The organism is Streptomyces sp. NPDC058469 (assembly GCF_042721125.1).
In the GTDB taxonomy this organism is placed as follows: domain Bacteria; phylum Actinomycetota; class Actinomycetes; order Streptomycetales; family Streptomycetaceae; genus Streptomyces.
Window position 1 is genome coordinate 14,264 of the sequence record NZ_JBHXME010000139.1, and the last position, 15,530, is coordinate 29,793.

Annotated in this window: 15 protein-coding genes; 3 read left to right on the plus strand and 12 right to left on the minus strand. The window is 69.6% G+C overall.

The genetic code is table 11. The features are described 5' to 3' along the window. Positions 1-30: 30 nt before the first annotated feature. Positions 31-528 carry an NUDIX domain-containing protein gene (locus ACFWP5_RS39875; RefSeq protein ID WP_384168514.1) on the minus strand — a complete coding sequence of 166 codons (498 nt, stop codon included), beginning with the start codon at positions 526-528 and terminating at the stop codon, positions 31-33. Then, positions 525-1,382 carry a helix-turn-helix transcriptional regulator gene (locus tag ACFWP5_RS39880; RefSeq protein WP_384168517.1) on the minus strand — a complete coding sequence of 286 codons (858 nt, stop codon included), beginning with the start codon at positions 1,380-1,382 and terminating at the stop codon, positions 525-527. Before ACFWP5_RS39880 ends, ACFWP5_RS39875 begins: the two co-directional genes overlap by 4 nt. A 108-nt stretch (positions 1,383-1,490) precedes the next feature. On the opposite strand from ACFWP5_RS39880, the gene ACFWP5_RS39885 reads away from it, so the two are divergent. After that, positions 1,491-2,366, plus strand: coding sequence for an SDR family NAD(P)-dependent oxidoreductase (locus ACFWP5_RS39885; protein ID WP_384168520.1), 876 nt, complete (start codon positions 1,491-1,493; stop codon positions 2,364-2,366). A 21-nt stretch (positions 2,367-2,387) separates the two neighbouring features. On the opposite strand, the gene ACFWP5_RS39890 is transcribed toward ACFWP5_RS39885, so the two are convergent. Beyond that, entirely contained in the window at positions 2,388-2,942 is a 555-nt protein-coding gene (locus tag ACFWP5_RS39890) for a TetR/AcrR family transcriptional regulator (RefSeq protein ID WP_384168523.1), read from the minus strand. 134 nt (positions 2,943-3,076) lie between these two features. Here ACFWP5_RS39890 and ACFWP5_RS39895 point away from each other — a divergent pair, with 134 nt between their 5' ends. Further along, the gene (locus ACFWP5_RS39895; protein WP_384168526.1) at positions 3,077-4,096 is read left to right on the plus strand and encodes an NAD-dependent epimerase/dehydratase family protein; all 1,020 of its coding nucleotides are present in this window, start codon (positions 3,077-3,079) and stop codon (positions 4,094-4,096) included. On the opposite strand, the gene ACFWP5_RS39900 is transcribed toward ACFWP5_RS39895, so the two are convergent. Then, positions 4,093-5,169, minus strand: coding sequence for an ADP-ribosylglycohydrolase family protein (locus ACFWP5_RS39900; RefSeq protein ID WP_384168528.1), 1,077 nt, complete (start codon positions 5,167-5,169; stop codon positions 4,093-4,095). The two genes, ACFWP5_RS39895 and ACFWP5_RS39900, sit on opposite strands and share 4 nt — an antisense overlap. Positions 5,170-5,367: 198 nt before the next feature. On the opposite strand from ACFWP5_RS39900, the gene ACFWP5_RS39905 reads away from it, so the two are divergent. Further along, the gene (locus tag ACFWP5_RS39905) at positions 5,368-6,486 is read left to right on the plus strand and encodes a glycerate kinase (protein WP_384168531.1); all 1,119 of its coding nucleotides are present in this window, start codon (positions 5,368-5,370) and stop codon (positions 6,484-6,486) included. Between the two features lie 232 nt (positions 6,487-6,718). Here the strand turns inward: ACFWP5_RS39905 and pssA are convergent, their stop codons facing one another. The 8 genes from pssA to ACFWP5_RS39945 form a co-directional block, all read right to left on the minus strand. Further along, positions 6,719-7,540: a CDP-diacylglycerol--serine O-phosphatidyltransferase gene (gene pssA, locus ACFWP5_RS39910; protein ID WP_019062931.1), complete on the minus strand. Its 822-nt coding sequence runs from the start codon at positions 7,538-7,540 to the stop codon at positions 6,719-6,721. A 22-nt stretch (positions 7,541-7,562) separates the two neighbouring features. Beyond that, complete coding sequence (locus tag ACFWP5_RS39915) at positions 7,563-8,219, minus strand: phosphatidylserine decarboxylase (RefSeq protein WP_200688558.1); 657 nt, start codon at positions 8,217-8,219, stop codon at positions 7,563-7,565. A gap of 169 nt (positions 8,220-8,388) precedes the next feature. Beyond that, positions 8,389-9,594 (minus strand): acyl-CoA dehydrogenase family protein, encoded by a 1,206-nt coding sequence (locus ACFWP5_RS39920; RefSeq protein WP_384168534.1) that lies wholly within the window; start codon positions 9,592-9,594, stop codon positions 8,389-8,391. Positions 9,595-9,596: 2 nt separating this feature from the next. Next, positions 9,597-10,109, minus strand: a complete 513-nt coding sequence (locus tag ACFWP5_RS39925; RefSeq protein WP_363095604.1) for a MaoC family dehydratase — start codon at positions 10,107-10,109, stop codon at positions 9,597-9,599. A gap of 5 nt (positions 10,110-10,114) precedes the next feature. Further along, on the minus strand, positions 10,115-11,086 hold the full coding sequence (locus ACFWP5_RS39930) for a CoA ester lyase (protein ID WP_327400190.1): 972 nt from the start codon (positions 11,084-11,086) through the stop codon (positions 10,115-10,117). Then, the gene (locus ACFWP5_RS39935) at positions 11,083-13,110 is read right to left on the minus strand and encodes a protein meaA (protein ID WP_384168538.1); all 2,028 of its coding nucleotides are present in this window, start codon (positions 13,108-13,110) and stop codon (positions 11,083-11,085) included. Before ACFWP5_RS39935 ends, ACFWP5_RS39930 begins: the two co-directional genes overlap by 4 nt. A gap of 10 nt (positions 13,111-13,120) precedes the next feature. Continuing rightward, entirely contained in the window at positions 13,121-14,458 is a 1,338-nt protein-coding gene (ccrA, locus tag ACFWP5_RS39940; RefSeq protein WP_384168544.1) for a crotonyl-CoA carboxylase/reductase, read from the minus strand. A gap of 426 nt (positions 14,459-14,884) precedes the next feature. Beyond that, positions 14,885-15,530 (minus strand): TetR family transcriptional regulator (locus ACFWP5_RS39945; protein WP_384168541.1); only part of this gene is annotated, 646 nt, incomplete at its 5' end.

Consider the following 15,530-nt stretch of genomic DNA (forward strand, 5'->3'; position numbering starts at 1 on the left):
ACGCCTCACGCCTCACGCCTCACGTCGGTGTCAGCCGACCCGCCGCCCGTTCTCCAACTCCGCCGTCCCCGTCCCCTCCCCGAGCACATCCAGCGCGACCAGGACCCGCAGCCCCAGCGAACCCGGCAGATACTCGGTGAGTTCCTCGCGGGGGACGAGGCGCCAGGACAGGAGTTCCTCCTCCTGGAGTTGGATCGACTTGAGATCGTTCGCCGTGAGGACTCCGCCGTCGTACAAGTAGGCCACCAGCGGTGGGTAGTCCGGGCCGTGGTAGACCCAGTCGACGGCGAGCAGAGGGCCGAGTTCGACGTCGAGGCCGATCTCCTCCAAGGTCTCGCGGCGCGCGCCCTGCCGCGGTGTCTCGCCGTCGTCCGACTCGATCGTGCCGCCCGGAAGGGCCCAGCCCTCACGGTAGTTGGGCTCGACGAGGAGGACCTGGCCCTCGGCGTCGCGGAAGAGGGCGGCGGCCCCGGCGAGGATGCGGGGGAGACCCGCGAGGTACGTGGCGAAGTCTTGCGTAGTGGTCATTCAGGAAGGGTAACCAGCCCGCGCAGCCGTCTTTCCGACTCGCTGCCCTGCTCCGGGAAGTGACAGACCAGGCTCAACCAGGGCGCCTCCTGCACCGCGAGCCGTACGAACGACACCTCGATGTCACCCGCGAGAGGGTGATGGTATCGGCGTAGGGAGGAGCGGAACTCCACCACCTCGTGCGCCTCCCACAGACGTGCGAAGTGCGGGCTGGTGGTGACCAGTTCGTCGATCAGCTCCGCGAACCGCGGGTTGTCCAGTTCGTACGCCGCCTGTTGGCGCAGCAGGCCCGCCATCCACTCCGTCTCCGCCTCCCACTCGGGCATCAGCGCGCGGATGCCCGGTTCCCTGAACAGCAGCCAGGCGCTGTTGAGTTCGCGGCGCGGCCGGTCGAGGAGGGCGGGGCCGAGGATGGCTTCCTGGGCCCGGTTCCAGGCCAGGACGTCGAAGCAGCGGTCGATGACGAAGGCGGGGTTCGGCATCAGCGTGTCCAGGAACGCCCGTACGGCGTCCGGGACTTGGAGGGACCGCTCGGCCGGCTCGGGCGCGGTCCGCCCCGCGAGCCGGAACAGGTGCGCCCGTTCCACGTCGTCCAACTGCAACGCGCGGGTCAGCGCGAGCAGGATCTGCGGGGAGACGTTGATGTCGCGGCCCTGCTCAAGCCAGGTGTACCAGGTGAGGCTCACGCCGGAGAGCAGCGAGACCTCCTCGCGGCGCAGCCCCGGCGTGCGGCGGCGGCCACCCGGTGGCAGCCCCGTCTCCGCCGGGTCGGCACGCTCGCGGCGGGAGCGCAGGAAGGCGGCGAGGGCCTTGCGGCCGTGATCCTTGGCTTCTGGTGGTGGTGTCGGGGGCACCAGTAAATTCTGCACTCTTCAAGCGGGCCGCGAATCGGCGCAGGGTGGGAGGGACACCGGACCAGTAGGTCTGAAGTGATCCCAACTCCCGCCCGAAAGGCGGCCCTTGTGGCTGAGCTGTCCCTGTCTCCTCCCCGCACCGTCCTGGTCACCGGCGCGACCGGCGGCGTCGGCTCCGCGGTGGCACGCGCCCTGCACGCCGACGGCTGGACCGTGTACGCCGCCCACCGCAAACCCGCGGACGCGGAAGCGCTCCGGGACGCCGGCTTCACCGCCGTCCGGCTCGAACTGACCGACGAGGACTCCGTCGCCGCAGCGGCAGAGCAGGTCGGTCCCCGTCTGGACGGGCTCGTGAACAGCGCCGCGATCATGGGTCAGGGCCCCGTCGAGCTGACGCCCACCGAGGCGTGGCGCCGCCAGTTCGAGATCAACGTGATCGGTCAGGCGACCGTCATCCGCGCCTTCCTGCCCGCGCTACGGGCGTCCGGCGGCCGGATCGTGAACATCGGCGCTGTCTCGGCCCGCGTCCCGCCGCCGTTCTTCGGCCCGATCGCCGCCTCCAAGGCCGCGCTCGCCGCCCTCACCCACTCCCTGCGCGCGGAACTGCGCCACCAGGGCGTCAAGGTCACCCTCGTCGAACCCGGCGCCATGGACACGCCCATCTTCGCCACCGCGGACAAGGCGAGCGCCGACCTGGGCCGGGCGGGCTCACCGGCGACCCAGCGCCACTACGCCCGCGCCCTGGACGCCGTACGCGCAACGGCCGCACGGCAGCCCCTCGGGCCGGTCACCCTGGCCGTCGACGCCGTCGTCCGCGCGCTGACCGCCCGCCGCCCCGCGACCCTCACCACCACCGGCCGGGACGGCCGCGCCCTCGCGCTGCTGCGGTTCCTGCCGGACGGACTACGGGACCGGCTGGTGCTGCGGGCGTTCGGGGTGACGGCGGAATTGTTCGACGACAAGGCCCTTACGGAAGTGTCCTGAGCCTGTTGACGACAACAGAACTCACGGCGACGCCCGCAGCCCGTCCACGATGAGATCGAGGATCCGCCCGGCCCGCGCCTCCCCGCCCCGCGCCGGATCGAGCCGCCACAGCACGCTCAACTGAAGCAGCACGTCCTCCGGATCGATCCCGGACTTGAGCGACCCGTCGGCGGCTCCCGCCTTCAGGAGTACGTCGATGGCGGCCACGAAGGGCGCGAAGTACTCGTCGTCCGCGCCGCCGTCGGTCGCCGCGTGGATGACCTCGGCGACGCCGTACTTGAGCCTCCCGTAGTGGGCGACCTCGTCAAACCAGCGCCGTAGCGCCACGAGCGGCGGATGGTCCGCGAGCAGTACGGGCGCGCGGTCGATCAGGTGCTGTATGTCGTGGCGGTACAGCTCCAGGATCAGCGCCTCCCGGGTGGGGAAGTGGCGGTACAGCGTCCCGATGCCGACGCCCGCCTGCTTGGCGATCGCGGTGAGGGACGCGCTGCTCGACGCGGCGATCGCCTCGCGGGCGACGGTCAGGATGCGTTCCCGGTTGTCGAGGGCGTCGCGGCGGGTCGGTTTCGGGTTCACGGGTGCGGTTCGTCCGTCCGGTGTCGGATTGCTAAGCGGAGGGCCCTCCGGTACGTTGGTGTGTGTACCGGAGGGGCCTCCGTTTCACTCTTCATTCTGGCACATCCCCACCCGACACCGCAGGGAGCACCGTCATGCCCGAACTCGTCCTGGTCACCGGAGGCAGCGGCTACATCGCAGGCTGGTGCATCGCCGAACTGCTGCGCCGCGGCTACGACGTCCGTACGACCGTCCGCGCCCCGGGCAGGGAACGCGCGGTCACCGACGCCGTCTCGACCGTCGTCGATCCCGCCGGCCGGCTGGGCTTCGCCGTCGCCGACCTCACCGCCGACGAGGGCTGGGAGACCGCGGTCAAGGGCGTCGACCACGTCCTGCACGTCGCCTCCCCGCTCGGCGCCGCCTCGGACGACCCCGACGCCCTCATCGCCGCGGCCCGCGGCGGCGCCCTGCGCGTCCTGCGCGCGGCCACGGAGGCGGGCGTACGACGCGTCGTGATGACCTCGGCCGCGAACGCCGCGAGCCCCTCGTCGTACGCCTCGGAAGGCGTCACCGACGAGTCGCTGTGGACCGATCCGGACGACCCGACCCTGATCCCCTACCGCCGCTCGAAGACCCTCGCCGAGCGCGCCGCCTGGGACTTCATGAGCGACTACGACGGTCCGACCGAGCTGACCACCGTCCTCCCCGGCGCCGTCTTCGGGCCGGTCCTCACCACCGCGAACATGGGCTCCGTCGGCATCATCGCGCGCATGGTGAGCGGGAAGATGCCCGGTGTTCCCCGCATCGGCCTCGAAGTCGTGGACGTCCGGGACCTCGTCGACGTCCACATCCGGGCGATGACGTCACCGGACGCGGCGGGCCAACGCTTCCTGGCCACCGGGGAGTTCGTGTGGATGGAGGACATCGCCCGCACCCTGCGTGACGGGCTCGGCGAGCACGGCCGTACCGTCTCCACGCGCCGCCTCCCGGACTTCGCCGTCCGGCTCGCCGCCCGCTTCCGGGACCCGTCGCTGCGCGAGATCACCCCCGCGCTCGGCCGCCGCAACCGCCACAGCACGGAGAAGGCGCGCCGCGTCCTCGGCTGGGAACCGCGCCCCGCCCGGGAGGCCGTCCTCGACTGCGCCCGGAGCCTCATCGCGCACGGAGCCGTCTAGACGTCGGCGGTCTCCGCCAACTGCACTGTCCGTGCGGCCAGTTCACTGATCCGCGCCCCGTCGAAGCCGAACACCGCACTGCGCACGGTGTCCTCCAAGGGGTCCTTCCACTGCGCCGGGATCGCGTCCGCGCCGGTCAGTACCCCGGCGACCGAACCCGCCGTCGCGCCGTTCGAGTCGGTGTCCAGGCCGCCGCGGACGGTCAGCGTGATGGTGCGGGTGAAGTCGCCGTCGCCGTACAGGAGTCCCGCGGTGAGGACGGCCGCGTTCGGGATCGTGTGGATCCAGCCGAGCCCGGCGGTCTCCTCGGACACCGTCGTGAGCGTGTCCTCCCAGGTCATCCGGGTCTCGTGCAGCGTGAGCACCCGGCGCACGGTCCGCGCGAGCCGGCAGCCCGGCGGGATCACGGTCAGCGCCGTGTCCAGCGCGTGCCGCACGGACGGCGCGGTGAACGCCGCCGAGATCAGCGCGGCGGCCCACATCGCGCCGTAGACACCGTTCCCGGAATGGGACAACACCGCGTCCCTGCGCGCCAGTTGGGCCGCGCGACGGGGGATACCCGGGCTGGTCCAGCCGTAGATGTCGGCGCGGATCAGGGCGCCGATCCACTCCTGGTACGGGTTGTCGTGCGTCGCCGTCAGCGGCGGCTTGAGCCCGTTGGCGAGGTTGCGGTAGGCGGCCCGCTCGGCGGTGAACGTCTGCAGATACGGCAGTCTCCGCAGCCACAGTTCGCCGACCTGCTCGGTGCTGAAGCCGAAGCCGTGGGTCTCCAGGAGGTCGAGGCCGAGGATGGCGTAGTCGATGTCGTCGTCACGGCAGCTGCCGTGGATACGGCCACGCACGCACAGCTGCCACTCCGGGCGCAGCTCGAAGCCGTCGGACTCGCCGGCCGGCTCGGGGAGGTAGTCGGTCAGCGGCAGGGCGCCGGCCCGCCGGAGACAGCGGTCGATGCGGTCGCGCGTCCACAGGTCGCCCTGCTCGACCGGCTTGCCGAGCATGTTGCCCGCGATTCGGCCCAGCCAGCCCCCGAGGACGCGGTCCGCGAGCGCCGGCTCAGTGCCCACTGGGGTCATACCTCCGGTGTACCCGATTCCGGGCCCGGCAGCGGCACAGGCAGTGCTCAGCCCGGTCCCAGCGTTCGGTCGGGGCATGACGGCGGGGGCGTCCGCCGGTTAAGGTCGCAGCGGCGCGACTGGCCCCGGAATGCGCGGGGGCCCGGAGAGCAAGGGGATCGCAAGGTGGCGAACGCTGCACAGAGGGGCACCCACAGGGTGCTCATCGCCGCGGACAAGTTCAAGGGGTCGCTGACGGCCGTGCAGGTCGCCGAGCGGGTGACGGCCGGGCTGCGCCGGGTCGTACCCGATCTGGACGTGACGGCGATGCCGGTCGCCGACGGCGGCGACGGCACGGTGGACGCGGCCGTCGCGGCGGGCTTCGAGCGACGGGAGATACGGGTCGCCGGACCCCTCGGCGACGAGATCACCGCGGCCTTCGCGGTGCGCGGCGACACGGCCGTCGTGGAGATGGCCGAGGCGAGCGGGCTGCAGCGACTGCCCAAGGGCGTCTTCGCCCCGCTCACCTCCTCGACGTACGGCTCCGGCGAACTGCTGCGGGCCGCGCTGGACGCGGGCGCCCGCACGATCGTGTTCGGCGTCGGCGGCAGCGCCACGACGGACGGCGGCGCAGGCATGCTCTCCGCGCTCGGCGCCCGTTTCCTGGACGCGGAGGGCGAACCGGTGGCCCCGGGCGGCGGCGGTCTGACCGACCTGGCCTCGGCCGACCTCACCGGCCTCGACCCGCGCCTCACCTCCGTCGAACTGGTCCTCGCGAGCGACGTCGACAACCCGCTCACCGGCCCCAAGGGCGCGCCCGCGGTCTACGGCCCCCAGAAGGGCGCCGCGCCGGACGACGTGGACGCCCTCGACGCGGCCCTCGGGCACTACGCGAAGGTCCTGGAGAAGGCGATCGGCGCCAAGGCCGCCGAGTACGCCGCCGCACCCGGCGCCGGTGCCGCGGGCGGCATCGGCTACGGCGCGCTCCTCCTCGGCGCCCGCTTCCGCCCCGGCATCGAGGTCATGCTCGACGTCCTCGGCTTCGCCGCCGCCCTGGAGGGCGCCACCCTGGTCATCACCGGCGAGGGCTCCCTCGACGAACAGACCCTGCACGGCAAGGCCCCGGCAGGCGTCGCCGCGGCGGCCCGCGCGGAGGGCAGGGAGGTCGTCGCCGTCTGCGGCCGCCTCGCCCTGCCCCCACAGTCCCTCGGCCACGCCGGCATCCGCCGCGCCTACCCCCTCACCTCGCTCGAACCGGACGTCGTGAAGTGCATCGCGGACGCGGGACCGATCCTGGAGCGCGTGGCGGAGAACATCGCCCGGGACTTCCTGGTCTGAGCCCTGCCCTTCCTGGTCTGGGACCCGCCCTTTCCTGGCCTGAGCACGGGTTTCTTCGGACGCGGGCCGGCACAATCCAGCCCGTCCGGCGTTTGAGGACGAGGCCCCTTCAGGGCCGAAGCGGGGTCTGGGGGCGCAGCCCCCAGGACGGCCCGCACCAACACCGGGCACCGCACAAGCGAAGGGCCCCGAACCGTAAAACGGTCCGGGGCCCTTCGTCAGCTCTGAAGAACTACGGCAGCTGTGCCGCTCGCGCCTCGCGCCGGTTGCCGCGGAAGTTGTTCACGCGGCGGGCCGTCGCGAACAGCGGGATCACCGCGCCCATCACCAGCTGGAGCGCGCAGCCCGTCTGGAGGAGCAGCTGGCCGCCCGGAGCGTCGAACGCCCAGGATGCCAGCAGGCCCATCGACAGGACGATCCAGGCGAGCATCGCCACCGCGAGGCGGCCCCGCGGCTTCGGGTACTCGACCCGGCTCACCATCAGCCAGGCGGTGCCCAGGATCGCCAGGAGCGTCGCCACGAAGGGCAGCTCCAGGAGCACGATCGAGACCACCGTCAGCGCACCGAACGGGGAGGGCATGCCCTGGAACATGCCGTTCGGCGGGGTCACGCACGAGAAGCGCGCAAGCCGCAGCACCACCGCCAGCAGCACCACGATCGCACCGACCGCGGCCACTCTCTGGTGCGCGTCGTCGGCGACCATGCCGTAGACGAGGACGAAGTACGCCGGCGCGAGGCCGAAGCTGATCAGGTCCGACAGGTTGTCCAGCTCCGCGCCCATGGGGGAGGAGCGCAGTTTGCGGGCGACGAGGCCGTCGAAGAGGTCGAAGACCGCCGCGCACAGCATCAGGATGACCGCGGTGGCCGCGCTGTGGCGGGCCATGCCGGTCGACTCGTCGTTGCCCGTCAGATGCGGGATCAGGATGCCGGTGGTGGTGAAGTACACCGCCATGAAGCCGCAGGTGGCGTTGCCGAGGGTGAGGGTGTCCGCTATTGAGAGGCGGAGAGAAAGAGGCATCTCCTCCTCGTCGTCCACCTCGTCGGCCTCGGGCACCCAGCCCGTCTGTGTCTCCGGATCAACCACGGTCAATGCGAGTCACCCCAGCCACCGTCTTCTGACCGACCTCCACGTCCACTTCGACACCCTCGGGGAGGTAGATGTCGACGCGCGAACCGAAGCGGATCAGTCCGATGCGCTCGCCCTGCTCGACCTTCGTGCCCTGCGGAACGTAGGGAACGATACGGCGGGCGACGGCGCCGGCGATCTGGATCATCTCGATGTCACCGAGCTCGGTGTCGAAGTGCCAGACGACCCGCTCGTTGTTCTCGCTCTCCTTGTTGAACGCGGGAACGAAACCGCCCGGGATGTGCTCGACCGACGTCACCGTGCCGGAGAGCGGCGCGCGGTTGACGTGGACGTTCAACGGGCTCATGAAGATGGCGACGCGGGTGCGACCGTCCTTCCACGGCATGATGCTCTGCACCACACCGTCGGCGGGCGAGATGACCCGGCCTTGGGTGATCTCGCGCTCGGGGTCGCGGAAGAACCACAGCATGCCCGCCGCGAGCGCGGTGGCGGGTACGGCCACGACCTTGGCGGCGCCGGACTTGCGCGCACGTACCAGGCTGAGGGCTGCGGTGGCGACGGTCGGCAGGAGCCACGGCGATGCTCCGCGCGCGAGGCGTACGCCTGCCAGGCTGTCGCGTGGTGCAGAGGTTTGGCTGTGGGGCATGGATGACCTTCGTAGCGGATGATGCCGCGCTGTAACGGGGGACGGCGGCTTTCCCGGGATCGTACCGGTCGCGGGCCACAACTGGGCAAGCCAGGAAGCCGAGTCGGCGGCCGAAGAGCGTTGACGGGGTGTGATCTTCTTCTCGAAGAAAACACCCCTAAACGGACAATCAGCCCTGGAATCGATACTCTTCGAGCAACCTGCGCCCGATGATCATTTTCTGGATTTCGGCGGTACCTTCGCCGATCAACAGCATCGGCGCCTCGCGGTAAAGGCGTTCGATCTCGTACTCCTTGGAGAAGCCGTACCCGCCGTGGATCCGGAAGGCGTCCTCGACGACCTCCTTGCAGTACTCGGAGGCGAGGTACTTCGCCATCCCTGCCTCAAGGTCGTTTCGTTCCCCGGAGTCCTTTTTGCGTGCCGCATTGACCATCATCGCATGGGCGGCCTCGACCTTGGTAGCCATCTCCGCCAGCTTGAACTGGATCGCCTGGTGCTGGGCGATGGGCTTCCCGAACGTGTGACGCTGCTGCGCGTACGAGACGCCCAGTTCGAAGGCACGCTGAGCGACACCGCAGCCACGCGCCGCCACGTTGACGCGGCCGACCTCGACTCCGTCCATCATTTGGTAAAAACCTCGGCCGGTCTCGCCGCCGAGCACGCGGTCGGCCGGAATCCGCAGACCGTCCATGATCAACTCGGTGGTGTCGACGCCCTTGTAGCCCATCTTGTCGATCTTCCCGGGGATGGTGAGCCCGGGCTGGACCTCACCGAAACCGGGCTCCTTCTCGATCAGGAAGGTCGTCATCGACTTGTGGGGCGCGGTGCCCTCCGGGTGCCCTTCGTCACTTCGCACGAGGACGGCGACGAGCGACGACGTACCGCCGTTCGTCAGCCACATCTTCTGGCCGGTCAGGACGTACTCGTCGCCGTCCTTCACCGCCTTCGACGTGATCGCGGAGACGTCCGAACCGAGCGCGGGCTCCGACATCGAGAACGCGCCCCGGATGTCGCCGGCCGCCATGCGCGGCAGGAAGTGGTCCTTCTGCTCCTGCGTGCCGTGCTGCTTGAGCATGTAGGCCACGATGAAGTGGGTGTTGATGATCCCGGACACCGACATCCACCCGCGCGCGATCTCCTCCACACACAGGGCGTACGTCAACAGGGACTCGCCCAGGCCGCCGTACTCCTCCGGGATCATCAGGCCGAACAGGCCCAACTCCTTGAGCCCGTCGACGATCTGCTGCGGATACTCGTCGCGGTGCTCCAGCTCGGTGGCGACCGGGAGGATCTCCTTGTCCACGAAGTCGCGGACGGTGGAGAGGATCTCCCGCTGGATGTCGGTGAGACCGGCGGTCTGGGCGAGTCGCGCCATGGCTACTTCTCCTGCTGCTTCAGGTCCGGGCGGCCGGGCTGCTCGCCGCCGCGCTCCTTGATGTACGTCTCGGTCGGCACCATCACCTTGCGGCGGAACACGCAGACCAGCGTGCCGTCCTGCTTGTAGCCCTTGGTCTCGACGTACACGATCCCGCGGTCGTTCTTCGACCTGGAGGGCGTCTTGTCGAGGACCGTGGTCTCGCCGTAGATCGTGTCGCCGTGGAAGGTCGGCGCCACGTGCTTCAGCGACTCGACCTCCAGGTTGGCGATCGCCTTGCCCGACACGTCCGGCACCGACATGCCCAGCAGCAGCGAGTAGATGTAGTTGCCGACCACGACGTTCTTGCCGAAGTCCGTTGTGTTCTCGGCGTAGTTGGCGTCCATGTGGAGCGGGTGGTGGTTCATCGTCAGGAGACAGAAGAGGTGGTCGTCGTACTCCGTGACCGTCTTCCCGGGCCAGTGCTTGTAGACCGCGCCGACCTCGAACTCCTCGTAGGTGCGTCCGAACTGCATGGTGCTCAGGCCTCCGGGGCTTCGAACTTGCTGGTGCGCTCCATACCGGCGGCCCGGCCCTTGCCCGAGATGACCAGCGCCATCTTGCGGCTGGCCTCGTCGATCATCTCGTCGCCGAGCATCGCGGAGCCCTTCCTGCCGCCCGCCTCGGACGTGTAGTAGTCGTACGCGTCCAGGATCAACTCGGCGTGGTCGAAGTCCTCTTGGGACGGCGAGAAGATCTCGTTGGACGCCTCGACCTGGCCCGGGTGCAGCACCCACTTGCCGTCGAAGCCGAGCGCGGCGGCACGCTGGGCGACCGCGCGGTAGCCATCGAGGTTGCGGATCTGGAGGTAAGGGCCGTCGATCGCCTGGAGGTTGTTCGCGCGGGCGGCCATCAGGATCTTCATCAGGATGTAGTGGTAGGCGTCCGCCGGGTAGCCGGGCGGCTGCTCGCCCACGACCAACGACTTCATGTTGATCGACGCCATGAAGTCGGCCGGTCCGAAGATGATCGTCTCGACGCGCTGGGAAGCGGTGGCGATCTCGTTGACGTTGTTGAGGCCCTGCGCGTTCTCGATCTGCGCCTCGATACCGATCTTGCCGACCTCGAAGCCCATCGTCTTCTCGATCTGCGTGAGCAGCAGATCGAGCGCTACGACCTGCTGCGCGTCCTGCACCTTCGGCAGCATGATGCAGTCGAGGTTCTGCCCCGCGCCCTCGACCACGGTCACGACATCGCGGTACGTCCACTCGGTCGTCCAGTCGTTGACGCGCACGACCCGCGTCTTGCCCGTCCAGTCGCCCTCGTTGAGGAACTTGACGATGGTGTGCCGCGCCTCGGGCTTGGCGAGCGGCGCGCACGCGTCCTCCAGGTCCAGGAAGACCTGGTCGGCCGGGAGACCCTGCGCCTTCTCCAGGAAACGCGGGTTGCTCCCGGGGACCGCGAGACAGGAGCGCCGCGGGCGAAGCCGGTTGACGGGGGCGGGCGTGGTCATGCGGGGACCTCCAGAGGGTCGAGCTTGTTCGCTTTCCGGATCTCGTCGACGATACGGCCGATGATTCCCGTGATGTCGAAGTCCTTCGGGGTGAAGACCGCGGCCACTCCCGCGGCCCTGAGCTGCTCGGCGTCGGCGTTCGGGATGATCCCGCCCGCGATCACCGGGATGTCGGCCGCGCCGGCCTCGCGGAGCCGGTCCAGCACGTCCGGCACCAACTGCGCGTGCGAGCCGGACAGGATGGACAGGCCGACCGCGTGCACGTCCTCGGCGAGGGCCGCGTCCACGATCTGCTCCGGGGTCAGCCGGATGCCCTGGTAGACCACCTCGAAGCCGGCGTCACGCGCGCGTACGGCGATCTGCTCGGCGCCGTTGGAGTGCCCGTCCAGGCCCGGCTTGCCGACCAGGAACCGCAGCTTTCCGGCGCCCATCTCGCGCGCCGTCACGTCCACCTTGCGGCGTACCTCGGCCATCGGCGAGCCCTCCTCGGCGGGGACCGCGACCGGCGCCGACGAGACACCGGTCGGTGCCCGGAACTCGCCGAACACCTCGCGCAGGGCCCCGGACCACTCACCGGTCGTGACACCGGCGCGGGCGCACTCCAGGGTGGCCTCCATGAGGTTGCCGGTGCCCTTGGCGGCCTCCTTCAGCCGCTCCAGCGCCTTGCACGGGCGCGGGTGGTTGAACGGCGGCTGGTAGCGGGTGTCCCGCCAGCGCTGCAACGACTCGATGACACGGGCCTCGACGGCCGGGTCGACCGTCTGGATCGCCGTGTCGAGGTCCGCGGTCAGCGGATTGGGCTCGGTCGTGTTGAAGATGTTGACGCCAACGATCTTCTCCTGACCGGACTCGATACGGGCCCGGCGCTCCGCGTGCGAGGACACGAGCTGCGACTTGAGGTAGCCGGACTCGACGGCGGCCATCGCGCCGCCCATCTCCTCGATGCGGTCCATCTCGGCGAGGGACTCCTCGACCAGCGAGGCGACCTTCGCCTCGATGACGTGCGAGCCCTCGAAGATGTCCGCGTACTCCAGCAGGTCGCTCTCGTGCGCCAGCACCTGCTGGATGCGCAGCGACCACTGCTGGTCCCAGGGGCGGGGCAGCCCCAACGCCTCGTTCCACGCCGGAAGTTGCACGGCACGCGCGCGTGCGTCCTTGGACAGCGTCACGGCCAGCATCTCCAGCACGATCCGCTGGACGTTGTTCTCCGGCTGCGCCTCGGTCAGGCCGAGGGAGTTGACCTGGACGCCGTAGCGGAACCGGCGCTGCTTCGGGTTCTCGATGCCGTAGCGCTCGCGGGTGATCTCGTCCCAGATGCGGCCGAAGGCGCGCATCTTGCACATCTCCTCGATGAAGCGGACGCCCGCGTTCACGAAGAAGGAGATGCGGGCGACGACATCGCCCTTGCGGTCCTCGGGGATCTGGCCGGACGCGAACACCGCGTCCAGGACGGCGATCGCGGTGGACATCGCGTACGCGATCTCCTGGACCGGGGTGGCCCCGGCCTCCTGGAGGTGGTAGCTGCAGATGTTGATCGGGTTCCACTTGGGGATGTGGTTGACCGTGTAGCAGATCATGTCCGTCGTCAGCCGGAGCGAGGGAACCGGCGGGAACACGTGCGTGCCCCGCGACAGGTACTCCTTGACGATGTCGTTCTGGGTCGTCCCCTGGAGCTGGGTGATGTCCACACCCTGCTCCTCGGCGACGACCTGATAGAGCGCCAGCAGCCACATGGCGGTGGCGTTGATCGTCATCGAGGTGTTCATCTGGTCCAGGGGGATGTCCTGGAACAGCCGGCGCATGTCACCGACGTGGGCCACCGGCACACCGACCCGGCCGACCTCGCCGCGGGCGAGGATGTGGTCGGAGTCGTAGCCGGTCTGCGTCGGCAGGTCGAACGCGACCGACAGACCGGTCTGGCCCTTGGCGAGGTTGCGCCGGTACAACTCGTTGGACGCCTCGGCCGTGGAGTGACCGGCGTACGTGCGCATGAGCCACGGCCGGTCTTTCTGACGCTCAGTCATCTACGGGACCTCAGATGTTCCGGAAGCGGTTGATCGCGTCGATGTGCGTCGCGCGCAGTTCCTCGTCGCGGACGCCCAGGCCTTCCTCGGGGGCGAGGCACAGGACGCCGACCTTGCCCTGGTGGAGGTTGCGGTGGACGTCGTAGGCGGCCTGCCCGGTCTCCTCCAGGGAGTACACCCGGGAGAGCGTCGGGTGGATCTTGCCCTTCGCGACCAGCCGGTTGGCCTCCCAGGCCTCGCGGTAGTTGGCGAAGTGCGAGCCGACGATCTTCTTCAGGGACATCCACAGGTAGCGGTTGTCGTACTCGTGGTTGTACCCGGAGGTCGAGGCACACGTGACGATCGTGCCGCCCTTGCGGGTGACGTAAACGCTTGCGCCGAAGGTCTCGCGGCCCGGGTGCTCGAAGACGATGTCCACGTCCTCGCCGCCGGTGAGTTCACGGATGCGCTTGCCGAAGCGCTTCCACTCGCGCGGGTCCTGGTGGTGCTCGTCGGCCCAGAACTTGTAGTCCTCGGCGGTGCGGTCGATGATCGCCTCGGCGCCCATCGCCCGGCAGATGTCCGCCTTCTGGGGGCTGGAGACGACACAGATCGGGTTGGCGCCGCCCGCGAGCGCGAACTGCGTCGCGTACGAGCCGAGTCCGCCGCTCGCCCCCCAGATGAGGACGTTGTCGCCCTGCTTCATGCCGGCGCCGTTGCGGGAGACCAACTGCCGGTAGGCGGTGGAGTTCACGAGCCCCGGGGCGGCGGCCTCCTCCCACGACAAGTGGCCCGGCTTGGGCATCAGTTGGTTCGACTTGACGAGTGCGATCTCGGCGAGTCCGCCGAAGTTGGTCTCGAAGCCCCAGATGCGCTGCTCCGGGTCGAGCATCGTGTCGTTGTGCCCGTCGGAGGACTCCAACTCCACGCTCAGGCAGTGCGCGACGACCTCGTCACCGGGCTTCCAGGCATTCACGCCGGGGCCGGTGCGCAGGACGACGCCCGCGAGGTCGGAGCCGATGATGTGGTACGGCAGGTCGTGCCGCTTGGTGAGCTCGCTGAGCTTGCCGTAGCGCTCCAGGAAACCGAAGGTCGCCATCGGCTCGAAGATCGACGTCCACACGGAGTTGTAGTTGACCGAGGAGGCCATCACGGCCACCAGGGCCTCGCCCGGGCCGAGTTCGGGCACCGGGACGTCGTCCAGGTGGATCGACTTGCGGGGGTCCTTGTCGCGGGTGGCGAGGCCCGCGAACATGTCCGTGTCGTCCTTGTGCACGGTGATCGCGCGGTACGACTCGGGGAGCGGCAGGGCGGCGAAATCGGCCGGAGTCGAGTCCGGCGACTGGATCGCGTCCAGGATGTCCTTCACGGTCACGGTGTTGCCTCCGGCGAAGGGCGCCCTGAGGGAGGGGCGCCGATGGTTACGTCGGTGCTGCTGCTGAGGGTGGGTGGTGAGGTGCCGTCGGTTCGGCGGGGTGGTGCTTCGGCAGCGCTTTGTGGCGCGGGAGGTTGCCTGTGACGCAGGCGTCCGGGCGCGCGGCCCGGTAGTGGGCCGCGGGGACAGTCGACGTACGAGAGGTCTCTGTACGCCGGCCGCCCGGACACCTTCAACGTATGACACTGCGTGTCACCTCGCAAGGCACCGAGTGCCATGAATCGCTCTCAGGTGAAATCTTTACGTAACAAATGAGCGATGATCGATCGAATGGGGTCTGAAAGATGCGTGAAAAGGGGCTCTGACATGCCAAAACGGCCACCCCGTGGGGTGGCCGTCGTCACAGAGGGGGCGGGGAGGTCAGCGGTCCCGCAGAGCCTCTTCGATGGTCCGCATGACCTCGTCCAGCGGGGCGTCGGTGCGGGCGACCGTCACCAGGACCTCGCCCTGCTGGTGCACCATCGCCGTGGCCGGCTTGGGGGTCGTGGTGCGGCCGGCGCCGATGCCGCTGCCGAACGTCTTCCGTACGATCCCGAAGGCGTGGTCGAGCTGTGCCTCCACGTCGCCCTGGCCGCCGGCCCGCAGCCAGCGCCGCAGCACGTGGTTGTGGGCGGTGACCACGGCCGAGGCGGCGACCTCGGCGAGCAGCGGGTCGTCGTTGGCGTCGTCGTCGTGCGCGTGCTCGTCGAAGTGGCCCAGGAGATAGCGCGTGAACAGCCGCTCGTAGCGGGCCACCGACGCGATCTCGGCCTCGCGCAGGGTGGGCACCTCGCGCGTCAGCTTGTAGCGCGCGACCGAGATCTCCGGCTGGGCCGCGTACATGCGCATGACTTCCTTGATGCCCCGGCACACCGTGTCGAGCGGGTGCTCGTGCGCGGGGGCGGCGTTGAGTACCGCCTCGGCCCGGATCAACGTGTCGTCGTGGTCGGGAAAGATCGCCTCTTCCTTGGAGCGGAGGAGCTCGGGCACCAGGGGGTGCCCGGGGAGGACAATCTCGTCGAGACCG

Excerpts from the sequence above, each read along its gene's own strand:
- ACFWP5_RS39920 (WP_384168534.1), bottom strand. The coding sequence starts at position 9,594 with ATGGCGCGACTCGCCCAGACCGCCGGTCTCACCGACATCCAGCGGGAG.
- ACFWP5_RS39900 (WP_384168528.1), bottom strand. The coding sequence starts at position 5,169 with ATGACCCCAGTGGGCACTGAGCCGGCGCTCGCGGACCGCGTCCTCGGG.
- ACFWP5_RS39925 (WP_363095604.1), bottom strand. The coding sequence starts at position 10,109 with ATGCAGTTCGGACGCACCTACGAGGAGTTCGAGGTCGGCGCGGTCTAC.
- ACFWP5_RS39875 (WP_384168514.1), bottom strand. The coding sequence starts at position 528 with ATGACCACTACGCAAGACTTCGCCACGTACCTCGCGGGTCTCCCCCGC.
- ACFWP5_RS39895 (WP_384168526.1), top strand. The coding sequence starts at position 3,077 with ATGCCCGAACTCGTCCTGGTCACCGGAGGCAGCGGCTACATCGCAGGC.
- ACFWP5_RS39915 (WP_200688558.1), bottom strand. The coding sequence starts at position 8,219 with ATGCCCCACAGCCAAACCTCTGCACCACGCGACAGCCTGGCAGGCGTA.
- ACFWP5_RS39930 (WP_327400190.1), bottom strand. The coding sequence starts at position 11,086 with ATGACCACGCCCGCCCCCGTCAACCGGCTTCGCCCGCGGCGCTCCTGT.
- ACFWP5_RS39935 (WP_384168538.1), bottom strand. The coding sequence starts at position 13,110 with ATGACTGAGCGTCAGAAAGACCGGCCGTGGCTCATGCGCACGTACGCC.